Source organism: Enterobacter cloacae complex sp. CDL013, from assembly GCF_049238805.1.
Classification (GTDB): Bacteria; Pseudomonadota; Gammaproteobacteria; order Enterobacterales; family Enterobacteriaceae; genus Enterobacter; species Enterobacter hormaechei_C.
Genome location: NZ_JBMKGT010000001.1, coordinates 121,474 through 135,483, shown reverse-complemented (window position 1 = coordinate 135,483; position 14,010 = coordinate 121,474). Strand labels below are relative to the sequence as shown.

General features: G+C 57.1%; 16 protein-coding genes. 10 read left to right on the top strand and 6 right to left on the bottom strand.

What is annotated here, in order from left to right; translation table 11 throughout:
- Window positions 1–14: 14 nt before the first annotated feature.
- Window positions 15–1,904 carry an enterotoxin gene (locus ACOTXD_RS00655; RefSeq protein ID WP_023314898.1) on the top strand — a complete coding sequence of 630 codons (1,890 nt, stop codon included), beginning with the start codon at window positions 15–17 and terminating at the stop codon, window positions 1,902–1,904.
- A 67-nt stretch (window positions 1,905–1,971) separates the two neighbouring features.
- On the opposite strand, the gene rsmI is transcribed toward ACOTXD_RS00655, so the two are convergent.
- On the bottom strand, window positions 1,972–2,835 hold the full coding sequence (gene rsmI, locus ACOTXD_RS00650) for a 16S rRNA (cytidine(1402)-2'-O)-methyltransferase (RefSeq protein ID WP_000809144.1): 864 nt from the start codon (window positions 2,833–2,835) through the stop codon (window positions 1,972–1,974).
- A 61-nt stretch (window positions 2,836–2,896) separates the two neighbouring features.
- On the opposite strand from rsmI, the gene ACOTXD_RS00645 reads away from it, so the two are divergent.
- From ACOTXD_RS00645 to dolP, 4 genes are read left to right on the top strand one after another with little or no spacing between them, the layout of a single operon-like run.
- On the top strand, window positions 2,897–5,035 hold the full coding sequence (locus ACOTXD_RS00645) for a penicillin-binding protein activator (protein ID WP_045347167.1): 2,139 nt from the start codon (window positions 2,897–2,899) through the stop codon (window positions 5,033–5,035).
- Window positions 4,993–5,388, top strand: coding sequence for a YraN family protein (locus tag ACOTXD_RS00640; protein ID WP_003861751.1), 396 nt, complete (start codon window positions 4,993–4,995; stop codon window positions 5,386–5,388). The genes ACOTXD_RS00645 and ACOTXD_RS00640 overlap by 43 nt, the downstream gene beginning before the upstream one ends.
- Before the next feature lie 21 nt (window positions 5,389–5,409).
- The gene (diaA, locus tag ACOTXD_RS00635) at window positions 5,410–6,000 is read left to right on the top strand and encodes a DnaA initiator-associating protein DiaA (protein ID WP_003861754.1); all 591 of its coding nucleotides are present in this window, start codon (window positions 5,410–5,412) and stop codon (window positions 5,998–6,000) included.
- 9 nt (window positions 6,001–6,009) lie between these two features.
- On the top strand, window positions 6,010–6,585 hold the full coding sequence (dolP, locus tag ACOTXD_RS00630) for a division/outer membrane stress-associated lipid-binding lipoprotein (RefSeq protein ID WP_003861756.1): 576 nt from the start codon (window positions 6,010–6,012) through the stop codon (window positions 6,583–6,585).
- A gap of 50 nt (window positions 6,586–6,635) precedes the next feature.
- Here dolP and ACOTXD_RS00625 read toward each other — a convergent pair whose 3' ends face one another.
- Both ACOTXD_RS00625 and ACOTXD_RS00620 read right to left on the bottom strand, forming a co-directional pair.
- Window positions 6,636–7,673 carry a permease gene (locus ACOTXD_RS00625; RefSeq protein WP_003861758.1) on the bottom strand — a complete coding sequence of 346 codons (1,038 nt, stop codon included), beginning with the start codon at window positions 7,671–7,673 and terminating at the stop codon, window positions 6,636–6,638.
- Between the two features lie 40 nt (window positions 7,674–7,713).
- Window positions 7,714–8,358 carry an NAD(P)H-binding protein gene (locus ACOTXD_RS00620; protein ID WP_023304489.1) on the bottom strand — a complete coding sequence of 215 codons (645 nt, stop codon included), beginning with the start codon at window positions 8,356–8,358 and terminating at the stop codon, window positions 7,714–7,716.
- A gap of 128 nt (window positions 8,359–8,486) precedes the next feature.
- Between ACOTXD_RS00620 and ACOTXD_RS00615 the strand changes: the two genes are divergently transcribed.
- Window positions 8,487–9,005, top strand: a complete 519-nt coding sequence (locus ACOTXD_RS00615) for a type 1 glutamine amidotransferase domain-containing protein (RefSeq protein ID WP_015571965.1) — start codon at window positions 8,487–8,489, stop codon at window positions 9,003–9,005.
- Here the strand turns inward: ACOTXD_RS00615 and ACOTXD_RS00610 are convergent.
- The gene (locus tag ACOTXD_RS00610) at window positions 8,985–9,419 is read right to left on the bottom strand and encodes a YhbP family protein (protein WP_023314902.1); all 435 of its coding nucleotides are present in this window, start codon (window positions 9,417–9,419) and stop codon (window positions 8,985–8,987) included. The two genes, ACOTXD_RS00615 and ACOTXD_RS00610, sit on opposite strands and share 21 nt — an antisense overlap.
- Window positions 9,420–9,433: 14 nt before the next feature.
- Here ACOTXD_RS00610 and ACOTXD_RS00605 point away from each other — a divergent pair, with 14 nt between their 5' ends.
- A complete protein-coding gene (locus tag ACOTXD_RS00605; protein WP_003861768.1) occupies window positions 9,434–9,763 on the top strand; it encodes a GIY-YIG nuclease family protein in 330 nt (109 codons plus the stop codon).
- Here ACOTXD_RS00605 and ACOTXD_RS00600 read toward each other — a convergent pair.
- Together ACOTXD_RS00600 and ubiT are read right to left on the bottom strand one after the other, a co-directional pair.
- The gene (locus tag ACOTXD_RS00600; RefSeq protein ID WP_003861769.1) at window positions 9,750–10,253 is read right to left on the bottom strand and encodes a GNAT family N-acetyltransferase; all 504 of its coding nucleotides are present in this window, start codon (window positions 10,251–10,253) and stop codon (window positions 9,750–9,752) included. The genes ACOTXD_RS00605 and ACOTXD_RS00600 overlap by 14 nt on opposite strands.
- The gene (ubiT, locus tag ACOTXD_RS00595) at window positions 10,247–10,771 is read right to left on the bottom strand and encodes a ubiquinone anaerobic biosynthesis accessory factor UbiT (protein ID WP_003861771.1); all 525 of its coding nucleotides are present in this window, start codon (window positions 10,769–10,771) and stop codon (window positions 10,247–10,249) included. The genes ACOTXD_RS00600 and ubiT overlap by 7 nt, the downstream gene beginning before the upstream one ends.
- Window positions 10,772–10,992: 221 nt before the next feature.
- Between ubiT and ubiU the strand changes: the two genes are divergently transcribed.
- From ubiU to ACOTXD_RS00580, 3 genes are all read left to right on the top strand, one after another.
- Window positions 10,993–11,988, top strand: coding sequence for a ubiquinone anaerobic biosynthesis protein UbiU (gene ubiU / locus ACOTXD_RS00590; RefSeq protein WP_003861773.1), 996 nt, complete (start codon window positions 10,993–10,995; stop codon window positions 11,986–11,988).
- A gap of 7 nt (window positions 11,989–11,995) precedes the next feature.
- Window positions 11,996–12,874 carry a U32 family peptidase gene (locus ACOTXD_RS00585; RefSeq protein ID WP_003861775.1) on the top strand — a complete coding sequence of 293 codons (879 nt, stop codon included), beginning with the start codon at window positions 11,996–11,998 and terminating at the stop codon, window positions 12,872–12,874.
- A gap of 78 nt (window positions 12,875–12,952) precedes the next feature.
- On the top strand, window positions 12,953–13,960 hold the full coding sequence (locus ACOTXD_RS00580; RefSeq protein ID WP_006812112.1) for a luciferase-like monooxygenase: 1,008 nt from the start codon (window positions 12,953–12,955) through the stop codon (window positions 13,958–13,960).
- Window positions 13,961–14,010: the final 50 nt, after the last annotated feature.

The window sequence follows — 14,010 nt, the reverse complement described above, 5'->3', positions numbered from 1 at the left end:
AGGATCTTACCCCGATGAAAAAAATGCTCACTCTCTCGCTGCTGGCTCTCTGCGTTTCTCACGGCGCGGCGGCAGCAAACTACGCGCTCAGTAACGACAATATTGCCCTTTCGTTTGATGATGCAAATGCAACGGTAGTAGTAACGGACAGCAAAGCTAACCATCCGCTCACGCCCCAGGAGCTGTTCTTTCTGACGCTGCCGGATGAAACAAAAATCCACACCGCTGATTTCAAAATCAAGCACGTCGAAAAGCAGGACAATGCGATAGTCATCGACTTTACGCATCCGGATTTTAACGTAACGGTGAAACTGAACCTGGTGAAGGGAAAATACGCCAGCATCGGCTACACCATCGCCGCCGTCGGGCAGCCGCGGGACGTAGCGAAAATTACCTTCTTCCCGACGAAGAAGCAGTCTCAGGCACCTTACGTTGACGGGGCGATTAACAGCTCGCCAATCGTGGCCGACTCGTTCTTCATCCTGCCAGACAAACCGATTGTGAATACTTACGCTTATGAAGCCACCACGAATCTCAACGTGGAGCTGAAAACGCCAATTCTGCCTGAGACACCGGTTAGTTTTACCACCTGGTTCGGCACTTTCCCGGAAACTAATCAGCTGCGCCGCAGCGTAAACCAGTTTATCGATGCCGTGCGTCCGCGGCCTTATAAGCCTTATCTGCACTACAACAGCTGGATGGACATCGGTTTCTTTACCCCTTACTCCGAGCAGGATGTCATTGGGCGGATGGACGAATGGAATAAAGAATTTATTGCCGGACGCGGGGTGGCGCTGGACGCGTTCCTGCTGGACGATGGCTGGGACGATCGCACCGGACGCTGGCTTTTTGGCCCTGCATTCAGCAACGGTTTTGGCAAAGTCAGGGAAAAAGCCGACAGCCTGCACAGCTCGGTTGGGCTGTGGCTTTCTCCGTGGGGCGGATACAACAAGCCGCGCGATATTCGCGTCTCGCATGCAAAAGAGTATGGTTTCGAAACCGTAGACGGCAAGCTGGCGCTGTCGGGGCCGAACTATTTTAAAAACTTTAACGATCAGATCATTAAGCTGATCAAAAACGAGCACATTACCTCGTTCAAGCTCGACGGAATGGGTAACGCCAATTCGCATATCAAGGGCAGCCCATTTGCATCGGATTTTGACGCGTCCATTGCCCTGCTGCACAACATGCGCAGCGCAAACCCGAACCTGTTTATCAACCTGACCACCGGCACCGACGCCAGCCCGTCCTGGCTGTTCTATGCTGATTCAATCTGGCGCCAGGGCGATGATATCAACCTGTACGGCCCCGGCACGCCAGTGCAGCAGTGGATGACCTACCGCGATGCCGAAACCTGGCGATCCATCGTGCGCAAAGGTCCTCTGTTCCCGCTGAACTCACTGATGTACCACGGGATCGTCAGCGCAGAGAACGCTTACTATGGACTCGAAAAAGTGCAAACAGACAGCGATTTTGCAGATCAGGTCTGGAGCTACTTCGCAACCGGAACTCAGCTTCAGGAGCTGTACATCACGCCGTCCATGCTGAATAAGGCGAAGTGGGATACCCTGGCGCAGGCGGCGAAATGGTCGCGTGAGAATGCCAGCGTGCTGGTGGATACTCACTGGATTGGCGGTGACCCAACTTCGCTTCAGGTTTACGGCTGGGCCTCATGGAGTAAAGACAAAGCGATTTTTGGCCTACGCAACCCGTCGGATAAGCCGCAACGTTACTACCTGGATTTAACCAAAGATTTTGAGATCCCGGCAGGAGAGCGTTCGCAGTTTACCCTGAAAGCCGTGTACGGCAGTAATTCGACCGTACCAGAGGAGTATAAAAACGCTGTGGTAATTACGCTGCAACCGCTGGAAACGCTGGTATTTGAGGCGATGCCGGGGAAATAGTGAGGCTCTGACACGGTGTAGGCCGGGTAAGGCGAAGCCGCCACCCGGCAAAACAGGCGGCAGGGTCTTACTCCCCCTGCTGCTCCAGCGCATATTTATACAGCGCATTTTTCTTCACGCCGTGGATCTCCGCCGCCAGCGCCGCCGCTTTTTTCAGGGGGAGTTCAGCCTGTAGCAGAGCCAGCGTACGCAGCGCATCGGCAGGCAGAGCGTCTTCCTGCGCTTTGTGCCCTTCAACAATCAGCACCATTTCGCCCTTGCGGCGGTTTTCATCCTCTTTCACCCACGCCAGCAGTTCGCCAACCGGCGCACCGTGAATGGTTTCCCACGTTTTGGTCAACTCGCGCGCCAGCACCACGTAGCGCCCTTCGCCCCAGACGGTCACCATATCTTCCAGGCTTTCCAGCAGACGGTGAGTTGATTCGTAGAAGATCAACGTACGCGGTTCAGCTTCCAGATCCTTTAACACATCGCGACGGCCTTTGGATTTAGCAGGCAGGAAGCCTTCGTAGCAGAAACGATCGGATGGCAGACCCGCAGCGCTTAACGCCGCAATCGCCGCGCACGGCCCGGGCAGCGGCACAACGCGGATGCCTGCTTCACGGCAGGTGCGTACCAGATGGTAGCCCGGATCGTTGATCAGCGGCGTTCCCGCATCGGAGACCAGCGCGATGTTCTGCCCTTCTTTAAGCTTCGCCACCAGCGTTTCGGCTTTTTGTTGCTCATTGTGATCGTGCAGGGCAAACAAACGGGCGTTAATGGCAAAGTGTTGTAGCAGTAAACCGGTATGACGGGTGTCTTCAGCAGCAATTAAATCAACAGCTTGCAATACGGTGAGCGCACGTTGGGTAATATCAGACAAATTCCCGATAGGAGTAGGTACAATATAAAGCTGGCCTTGAGAATTATCTGCCGTTTCGTGTTGTTTCATTGTTTCGTCCGTATTGCCGATTTAATATTGAGCATTGCGTAAAAAAATCACTGGATACAGTATGGTACCGTTAACGTTTCTTCGTAAAAAAGCCGCGCACAGCGTGCCCCTCCTGCTGGCAGCCCTGATCTTTACCGGCTGCGGCACCCAGGCACCTGACCAGAGCACTGCTCATATGCAGGGATCCGCTCAGGCTGATTCTGGCTTTTATCTGCAACAAATGTCGCAGAGTACAAATGATACCAGGATCAACTGGCAATTACTCGCCATTCGTGCACTGCTGAAAGAAGGGAAAACCCAGCAGGCCGCCGAGCTGTTCAGCCAGCTGCCGCAGGATCTTAACGACACTCAGCGTCATGAGCAGACGCTGCTGTCAGCAGAACTGAAGGTCGCGCAAAAAGATTACGACGGCGCGAAGAAGATCCTCGGCACCATCGATCTCAGCACGCTGGATAAAAACCAGCAGACCCGTTTCTGGCAGGCCGGTATCACCGCTGAGCAGGGCCGCACTTCCCTGACGCTACTCCGCGCGCTGATTGCCCAGGAGCCTCTGCTCGCGGGTGCGGACAAGCAGAAAAATATTGATGCAACCTGGCAGGCGCTCGCCTCCATGACCCAGGATCAGGCCAAAGCGCTGGTAATCAACGCCGATGAAAATGTTCTGCAAGGCTGGCTGGATCTGCAACAGATGTGGTTCAACAACCGCAGCGATCCGAACATGCTGAAAGCTGGCATTACCGACTGGCAAAAGCGTTACCCGCAAAACCCGGGAGCGAAAATGCTGCCAACGCAGCTGGTGAACGTGCAAAACTTTAAGCCCGCCTCCACCAGCAAAATCGCCCTACTGCTGCCGTTAAACGGTCAGGCAGCGGTGTTTGGTCGCGCCATTCAGCAAGGTTTCGAAGCCGCGAAAAACGGCACTACCGCCGTCAGCGGTAGCGCGGTTCCGACCCAGGCAGCACAGGCGGCGAATGTGAATGACGTTGTCAGCCCGTCCGCCGCCGAAACCAGCGACCTGACCACCGCGCAAACCCCTGCGCAGGGCACCATGCAGAATCCGGTTACCGCCCCAACGACGCAGCCCGCTCCCCCTGCGCCTGCGGCAACACAGGCCCCGGCTGAAACACCGGCGCCCGCGACGGCAGAACAACCTCAGCCGCAAACCGAGCAGCCGGAACAGCAGCCAGCAACCCAGCCGCAGGCTGTGGCCACCACCAGTGCTAACCCTGGTGCAGAGTTGAAAATCTACGACACCAGCGCCCAGCCGCTTGACCAGGTGCTGGCGCAGGTTCAGCAGGACGGGGCCAGCATCGTTGTCGGTCCGCTGTTGAAAAACAACGTGGAAGCGCTGATGAAGAGCAACACCACGCTGAACGTGCTGGCGCTTAACCAGCCTGAGCAGGTTCAGAACCGCGCCAATATCTGTTACTTCGCCCTCTCTCCGGAGGATGAAGCCCGCGATGCGGCCCGTCATATTCACGAGCAGGGCAAGCAGGCGCCGCTGCTGCTGATCCCACGCAGCACGCTGGGCGATCGCGTTGCCAACGCGTTTGCGCAAGAGTGGCAGACCCTTGGCGGTGGCGTGGTGTTGCAGCAGAAATTTGGCTCAGCTGCCGAACTGAGAGCGGGCGTGAACGGCGGGGCAGGTATTGCCCTCAACGGTAGCCCGGTATCCGCCAGCCTGCCGCAGCAGCAGAGCGTCACCATCGGCGGTCTGACGATCCCGGCGCCCCCTACCGACGCGCAAATCAGCGGCGGCGGTAAAGTGGATTCGGCGTACATCGTCGCTACGCCGGAAGAGATCGCCTTTATCAAACCGATGATCGCCATGCGTAACGGCAGCCAGAGCGGCGCAACGCTCTACGCCAGCTCACGCAGCGCACAGGGTACCGCAGGCCCGGATTTCCGTCTGGAAATGGAAGGACTGCAATACAGCGAGATCCCGATGCTGGCAGGCAGCAACCCGCAGTTGATGCAGCAGGCGCTGGGCGCGGTGCGCAATGACTATTCCCTGGCGCGTCTGTACGCGATGGGCGTCGATGCCTGGGCGCTGGCAAACCACTTCACCCAGATGCGCCAGGTACCGGGCTTCGAGCTTAACGGGAATACCGGCGATCTGACCGCCGATCAGGATTGTGTGATTAACAGGAAGTTATCATGGCTCAAATACCAGCAGGGGCAGATTGTCCCGGCCAGTTAAGCCGTAAACAGACCGGCGACGCGTGGGAGTTAAAGGCGCGTCGCTGGCTTGAAGGCAAAGGACTGCGCTTTGTCGCCGCCAACGTTCGCGGGCGCGGCGGCGAGATTGACCTGATCATGAAAGACGGTCAGACCATCGTGTTTGTTGAAGTTCGCTACCGACAGTCGTCCCGTTTTGGCGGTGCTGCCGCCAGCGTGACGCTCGCCAAACAACAAAAATTATTACAGACTGCCCACTTGTGGCTTGCCCGCCATAATGGGAGTTTTGATACTGTGGATTGCCGTTTCGATGTGGTAGCCTTCACCGGAAATGCGATCGACTGGCTTAAAAACGCGTTTGGCGAAGACGCATAAATAAGATTTTAAAGGGATACCGTGCTCGAACGAATTAAAGTGTGCTTCACAGAAAGCATTCAAACGCAGATTGCCGCGGCGGAAGCCCTTCCGGACGCGATCTCGCGTGCAGCGATGACACTGGTTCAGTCGCTGCTCAACGGCAACAAAATCCTCTGTTGTGGCAATGGCACGTCCGCCGCCAACGCACAGCATTTTGCTGCCAGCATGATTAATCGCTTTGAAACCGAGCGCCCAAGCTTACCTGCCATTGCACTAAACACCGATAACGTGGTCTTAACTGCGATTGCCAACGATCGTCTGCATGACGAAATCTACGCCAAGCAGGTGCGCGCCTTAGGCCATGCCGGAGACGTGCTGCTGGCGATCTCCACGCGCGGTAACAGCCGGGATATCGTTAAAGCGGTTGAAGCGGCAGTGACCCGGGATATGACGATTGTCGCCCTGACCGGTTACGACGGCGGTGAGCTGGCTGGCCTGCTGGGGCCGCAGGATGTGGAGATCCGCATTCCTTCGCACCGTAGCGCCCGCATCCAGGAGATGCATATGCTCACGGTGAACTGCTTATGCGATCTGATCGATAACACGCTTTTCCCTCACCAGGATGATTAAGGAGTTCTCATGAAGGTTTTATCGGCCCTTGCAGTCGTGATGTCTGCATTACTGCTTCAGGGATGCATCGCTGCCGCTGTAGTCGGTACCGCAGCGGTCGGCACCAAAGCAGCGACCGATCCGCGTACCGTTGGGACGCAGGTGGATGACGGTACGCTTGAGCTGCGCGTAAACAGTGCGCTGTCGAAAGACGAGCAGATCAAGAAGGAAGCACGCATCAACGTGACGGCTTATCAGGGCAAAGTGCTGCTGGCAGGCCAGGCGCCAAATCCTGAACTCGCCTCGCGCGCCAAACAGATCGCGATGGGTGTGGAAGGCACGGCGGAAGTGTATAACGAGATCCGCCAGGGCCAGCCGATTGGTCTCGGCACCGCGTCATCTGATACCTGGATCACCACCAAAGTGCGTTCCCAGCTGCTGGGTACCGACCAGGTGAAATCCTCAAACGTGAAAGTGACCACGGAGAACGGCGAAGTGTTCCTGCTGGGTCTGGTGACGGAACGTGAAGGGAAAGCGGCAGCGGATATCGCCAGCCGGGTGAGCGGCGTGAAACACGTCACCACCGCCTTTACTTACATTAAGTAATTCCCACCTGGCTACAGGCCCGGTAAGCGCTAGCGCCACCGGGCTTTTTTTCACACAAGCGCCATACTCCCCACAATCACTCCACTCAACGCCACCAGCCCCGCAGTCAGCCACAGCGCTTTCGCCGGGAATGACTTACGCAGCATGATAAGCGACGGCAGGCTCACCGCCGGCAGCGTGATGAGCAGCGCCAGCGCTGGTGCGGTCCCCATACCGGCCATCATCATGGTCTGAATAATCGGGATCTCCGCCGCGGTTGGGATCACGAACAGGCAACCGGCCACCGCCATCGCAATCACCCACATCAGCGTGTTGTCGATAGCGCCATCCGCATGCGGGAACAGCCAGACGCGCGCGGCCCCCAGCACCAGTACGGCCAGGATATAGACCGGAATGGTGCTCCAGAAAAGCTGCCACAGCGCTTTGCCCCAGCGAGCAAAGAAACTGCCCTGCGGCTCGCTGACGTCCAGCTCAACGGAAGCAGACCCGGCCTCGTTGTCTTTCACCAGGTGCTGCACCAGCGTAGCGACAAGCACCACCGTCAGCAGGCCAGCCGCCAGACGGATAAACGCGAAATGCCAGCCGAGAACGAAGCCCATAAACACCAGCGTTGCCGGGTTCAGCAGTGGGTTACCCATCCAGAAGGCAAGCGCGCCGCCCATCGACACGCGCTGTCGGCGCATACCCGCCGCCACCGGTGCGGCGCAGCAGGAACACATCATGCCCGGCAGGGAGAAAATCGTCCCCAGCAGCGTGCCCTGCAAGCGCGGCTGTCCCAGGGTTTTCACCAGCCAGTTACGCGGGATAAGTACCTGAATCAGCGAGCCCAGCAATACGCCCAATACCGCCGCTTTCCAGACGGCAAGAAAATAGACCATTGCGTAATCCCACGCCGCGCGTAGCGGGCTGGAATCGGCCTGCGCGAGAATCGATTTACCGATGCTGTGGGTGTCGGCGGCGGTGAAGGCTTTACCGTAGTACGGCTGCCATTTCACATACCAGAGGCCAATGATGACCACGAGAAAGAAGAGTGCGGGCTTCCACCACTGAACAGGTGTTGCCGCCTGAGATGAAGACTGACCAGTCATACCATTCCCCGGAAGGTGTTATTTAATAAGCCGGGGAAGTTTACGCCTCGCCCTGCGCGATTTCACGCAGTTTTGCCGAAGGGATAATATTAACCCCCTCCTGCGACGGAGCCAGCGCCTCTTTTAGCATCGCCAGCGCGACATCCCGCGCCTCGATGGACTTCCAGTTACCCGGCAGAATGCGAAACAGCGGAGCGAAAAAAGACTCGTTAAAACGACGTTCGTCACGGTGCCCCATCAGCATGGAAGGCCGCGCGATGGTCAGGCGCTCCCATTTCTGCGCGATTAACGCCTCTTCCATTTTGCCCTTCACCTGGTTGTAAAAAAACGGCGAGCCTGCGTTCGCGCCGTGCGCGCTGACCACCAGGAAATGTTTTGCGCCCAGCTTTTTCGCCGTCAGGGCGGTATCCACCACCAGCGTGTAATCCGCATGGACAAAAGCTTCTTTACTGCCCGCTTCCCGTCGGGTGGTGCCAAGGCAGCAAAAGGCGATATCAATGGGATCCTGCACCTGCGCCAGCGCGTCGGTGAGCTGTGGATCGTGCGGGTTATAGACGCCGGTGATATCCAACAGCGGGCGACGCGTCGGGGCGGCGATATAGTTGATATGCCGATCCTGGATCAGCAGCCGCAGCAGATGTCCACCCACCAGCCCGGTTGCGCCGGTAATCAGTACCTGACTCATCTTATCCCCTTTACAGAATTGTCCGTTTGCGTTCTGGGCCTGCTCTACCACACTTAAAAGTCTGTTACCGGTAAGTATTTACCACAAACGGGAAAAAAACAGTCTGAAGCGAAAACAACGGAGGAAGCATGGGTAAAAAAATCGCAGTCTTGATTACCGACGAGTTTGAAGATTCAGAATTTACATCGCCAGCAGAGGCATTCCGGAAGGCGGGCCACGAGGTGGTCACCATCGAGAAAGAAGCGGGTAAAACCGTGAAGGGCCATAAGGGCGAAGCCAGCGTGACCATTGACGAATCCATTGATAACGTCAGCCCGTCGGATTTCGACGCCCTGCTGTTACCGGGCGGCCATTCACCGGATTCCCTGCGCGGAGACGAGCGTTTCGTCACCTTTACCCGTGACTTCGTCGGCACCGGTAAACCGGTATTTGCCATTTGCCACGGTCCGCAGCTGCTCATCAGCGCCGAGGTGGTACGCGGGCGTAAGCTCACCGCGGTGAAGCCGATCGTTATCGATCTGAAAAACGCGGGAGCCGAGTTCTACGATCAGGAAGTGGTGAACGATAACGATCAGCTGATCACCAGCCGTACACCGGACGATCTGCCGGCGTTTAACCGTGAAGCGCTACGCCTGCTCGGCGCGTAACCAGTGCAGCTTTTTACCAAAGCCCAGGGTGTTGTCGGTAAATTTCAGCTCATCAAGGCGGATTTCCCACACCGGGGCTTTTAGCGCCGCAGCCACCGGGAAGCGGCGCGTATAGCGTTTACGTTGCGCGTCGCTCTCCTTCCCTTCCAGGCGACGAATTTCACCTTTGAACTGGACCCCGCGGATCAGCGCAACAGTTTTAGGCTGACCGTTTACCGTACCTGCCACTTTTGCCTGCTGGCCCGTCATCTGCGCATGCCGCGTTTTGTCTTCGCTCATTACGTAAAAGGCCACGCGCTCGGGATCGTAGTAATAAAAGGCATTTGCGCACCACATCTCCTCGTCTTTACAGACGCACCAGGTCACGACATGCTGCTTTGCCAGCCAGCGGTTAATGGCGGCCAGTGTTTCCATTTTCGCTCTCTCTCATGCTATGGTGCGTTCACCTTAACATACTGAATCTGTTTACTGTGTGCTGGTTTCTCTATCTTGTCCGAACCGCTGATAACGCACTCTACACCGGGATCACTACCGATGTGGCACGGCGTTTTTTACAACATCAAACGGGGAAAGGGGCGAAAGCACTACGGGGGAAAGGTGAACTTCAGTTAGCGTTTTCAGCCGCCGTGGGCGACAGATCCCTGGCGCTCAGGCTGGAATACCGCATCAAGCAGCTGACAAAGCGCCAGAAAGAGCGTCTCGTCAACGGGGACGGCTCTTTCGAGGCGCTACGCGAAAGCCTGCTTAAAAACGATTGAAATGATCGTGGTACTCCACCAGACCGGTAACGCCGTCGAGCGCATCATCTGCCAGAGGATGCACCTGGAAAGATGTTTCCGTGCCCGGCCAGTGGCAGCGCAGATCGTATCTGGACGCTGGCTCAAAACCTAAACGTTCGTAGAACGCCGGATCGCCCAGAACGACGACAGCGGCATAGCCAAATTCATTCAGTGAATCCAGTCCTTCATAGACCAGCTGGCGCGCCAGGCCCTGGCCACGGTAGTTTTCATCCACCGCCAACGGCGCCATGCCGACCCACTGCAACTCTTCACCCTGCACAATCACCGGGCTGAAGGCCACGTAGCCGACCACCTGCCCTTCATCGTCAGTGGCAACCAGGCCCAGCGTAATCAGGCCATCTTCGCGAAGATCGTGAACCAGTTGGGCTTCGGCGTCGCCTGCAAAAGAGCGGCGTAACAACGCATCGATACCCGGCGCATCAATCCCAATTTCGACTCGAATCAGCATGGTTCACCTACTGAAGTGTGTTTACTGTCCGGCGGGGTTTTTAGCCCGGCCTCAACGAAATCTGCCATTTGCATCAACATCATACGCAGCGCTTTCGGCATCTGCTCCAGCTCAATGGCATCCATTAAATTTTTGACGTACAGACCGAGCTCCGTGTCGCCTTCAATCACCAGACGACGCTGGAAGAAGAGGGTGTCCGGATCCTGTTTGCGCGCGGCGATCATCAGCAGATCGCTGGCATCCGCGCTAAAGCTGACATCCGCCTCGGCGGTTTCACGGACGATAAGCCGATCGTTCTCAACGGAAGTAAACCAGCGCAACCCGATATCGCGCACTTCAATCTTTAACCAGCGGCCTTCCAGAAACTCCAGCTCACCGTCCTGTAGCGCCTGGCGGAACTGCCAGCTCAGTACCTGTTCCAGCACCTGGCGTTTAAGCGCGAACGGCGCCAGTTTTACCGGCACGCTCAGCATTGATGGACCAAATTGTACGAGACGTGAACGCAGTTTATCCAGCACGAGCTTTACTCCCTGATAGCTATAGTCCTGCTATTTTGCCATATCCCGACAAGAAGATAGCGGCGTAAATCAACAAACCGTTGTCCGGTGTACCTCATTATTGGTGCCATCAATACGCCATTAGCTGCCTTAAATCAAAAATTGTCGCGTATGGGTTAATTAAAATCCCAGCTCGTTAACATTTTTTACGATCCCTGCGATCGACAACATCGGGATAAATTATGGAGCTGCTCTGCCCTGCCGGAAACCTTCCGGCGCTTAAGGCGGCCATCGAAAATGGGGCCGATGCGGTCTATATCGGGCTGAAAGATGATACCAACGCCCGCCATTTTGCGGGTCTTAACTTTACGGAGAAAAAGCTTCAGGAAGCCGTTAACTTCGTCCACCAGCACCGGCGCAAACTGCACATCGCCATCAATACCTTTGCCCATCCTGATGGCTATGCCCGCTGGCAGCGCGCCGTGGATATGGCGGCCCAGCTGGGCGCCGATGCGCTGATCCTGGCCGATCTCGCCATGCTTGAGTATGCGGCAGAACGTTATCCGCATATTGAGCGCCATGTCTCTGTTCAGGCATCGGCCACCAATGAAGAGGCCGTCCGTTTTTATCATCGACACTTTGACGTGGCTCGCGTAGTGCTGCCGCGCGTACTCTCTATTCATCAGGTTAAGCAACTGGCGCGCGTCACGCCAGTGCCGCTGGAGGTTTTTGCCTTCGGCAGCCTGTGCATCATGGCCGAAGGCCGCTGCTATCTTTCCTCGTATTTGACCGGCGAATCGCCAAATACCGTCGGCGCCTGCTCGCCTGCCCGCTTCGTTCGCTGGCAGCAAACGCCGCAGGGACTGGAGTCACGCCTGAATGATGTGTTAATTGACCGCTATCAGGACGGTGAAAACGCGGGCTACCCGACGCTGTGCAAAGGCCGATATCTGGTGGACGGCGAGCGCTACCACGCGCTGGAGGAGCCCACCAGCCTCAACACGCTGGAACTGCTGCCAGAGCTGCTGGCCGCCAATATTGCCTCGGTGAAAATCGAAGGCCGCCAGCGCAGCCCGGCCTACGTGAGCCAGGTGGCAAAGGTGTGGCGTCAGGCCATCGACCGCTGCATGGCGGACCCGCAAAACTACGCTCCGCAGGCGGCATGGATGGAGACGCTCGGCGCGATGTCCGAAGGCACCCAAACCACGCTCGGCGCGTATCACCGTAAATGGCAGTGAGATAATCATGAAATATTCATTAGGGCCGGTGCTTTACTACTGGCCAAAAGAGACGCTGGAAGATTTTTACCAGCAGGCGGCTAACAGCAGCGCCGATGTGATTTACCTCGGCGAAGCGGTGTGCAGCAAGCGCCGCGCCACCAAAGTGGGCGACTGGCTGGATATGGCGAAAAGCCTGGCCGGCAGCGGCAAGCAGGTGGTGCTCTCGACGCTGGCGCTGGTGCAGGCGTCCTCTGAACTGGGCGAGCTGAAGCGCTATGTCGAAAACGGTGAGTTCCTGCTGGAGGCGAGCGACCTGGGCGTGGTGAACATGTGCGCCGAGCGTAAGCTGCCGTTTGTCGCCGGACATGCGCTGAACTGCTATAACGCGGTGACCCTGCGCCTGCTGCTCAAACAGGGGATGACACGCTGGTGCATGCCGGTTGAGCTCTCCCGCGACTGGCTGGCCAACCTGCTTACACAGTGTGAAGAGCTGGGCATTCGCAACAAGTTTGAAGTGGAAGTTCTGAGCTATGGGCATCTGCCGCTGGCCTACTCTGCCCGCTGCTTCACCGCACGTTCCGAAGATCGTCCGAAAGACGAGTGCGAAACCTGCTGCATTAAGTACCCGAACGGACGCAGCATGCTGTCGCAGGAGAATCAGCAGGTGTTTGTTCTTAACGGCATTCAGACCATGAGCGGTTACGTCTATAACCTCGGCAACGAACTGGCGTCAATGCACGGGCTGGTGGATATGGTGCGTCTTTCGCCGCTTGATACCGGCGTATTCGCCATGCTGGACGCCTTCCGCGCCAACGAAAATGGCGCTGCTCCGCTGCCTCTGACGGCAAACAGCGACTGCAACGGTTACTGGCGACGTCTCGCCGGGCTGGAATTGCAGGCATAAAAAAGGCTCACTTTGTTAACAACGGTTATCATTTTTTAATGCAGTATTAAAGATTGACCGTCGACAAAGTGAGCTGTTATGACTGACAAAACCATTCCGTTTTCGGTGTTGGATCTGGCGCCGATCCCACAAGGCTCCTCGGCCAGAGAAGCCTTCACGCACTCTCTCGATCTTGCTCAGCTTGCCGAAAAGCGCGGCTATCACCGCTACTGGCTGGCGGAACACCACAATATGGTGGGCATCGCCAGCGCCGCCACCTCGGTGCTGATTGGCTATCTGGCGGCGAATACCACCACACTGCACCTGGGCTCCGGCGGCGTGATGCTGCCAAACCACGCCCCGCTGGTGATTGCCGAGCAGTTCGGGACGCTGAATACCCTCTATCCGGGCCGTATTGATTTAGGGCTTGGCCGCGCGCCGGGCAGCGACCAGCCGACCATGCGCGCCCTGCGTCGCCATATGAGCGGCGATATCGATAACTTCCCGCGCGATGTGGCGGAGCTGGTGGACTGGTTTGACGCGCGGGATCCGAACCCGCACGTGCGTCCTGTGCCGGGGTACGGGGAAAAGATCCCGGTATGGCTGTTAGGCTCAAGTCTGTACAGCGCGCAGCTCGCCGCCCAGCTGGGGCTGCCGTTTGCGTTTGCCTCGCATTTCGCACCGGATATGCTGCATCAGGCGCTGCATCTCTACCGCACGCACTTCAAACCGTCCGAGCGTCTGGAGAAACCGTACGCGATGGTCTGTATCAATATCATTGCCGCCGACAGCAACCGCGACGCGGAATTCCTGTTCACCTCCATGCAGCAGGCGTTTGTGAAGCTGCGTCGCGGTGAGACGGGCCAGCTGCCGCCGCCGGTAGAGAATATGCATCAGCTGTGGTCGGCCTCCGAGCAGTATGGCGTGCAGCAGGCTCTGAGTATGTCGCTGGTAGGTGATAAGGCGAAAGTGCGTCACGGGCTGGAGGCGGTGCTGCGTGAAACCCAGGCGGATGAGATTATGGTTAACGGCCAGATTTTCGATCACCAGGCGCGTCTGCATTCGTTTGATTTGGCAATGCAGGTGAAAGAGGAGTTGGTGGGGTAGTTTTTTTGCTTTGCCCGGTGGCGCTTCGCTTACCGGGCCTACATTCTTTT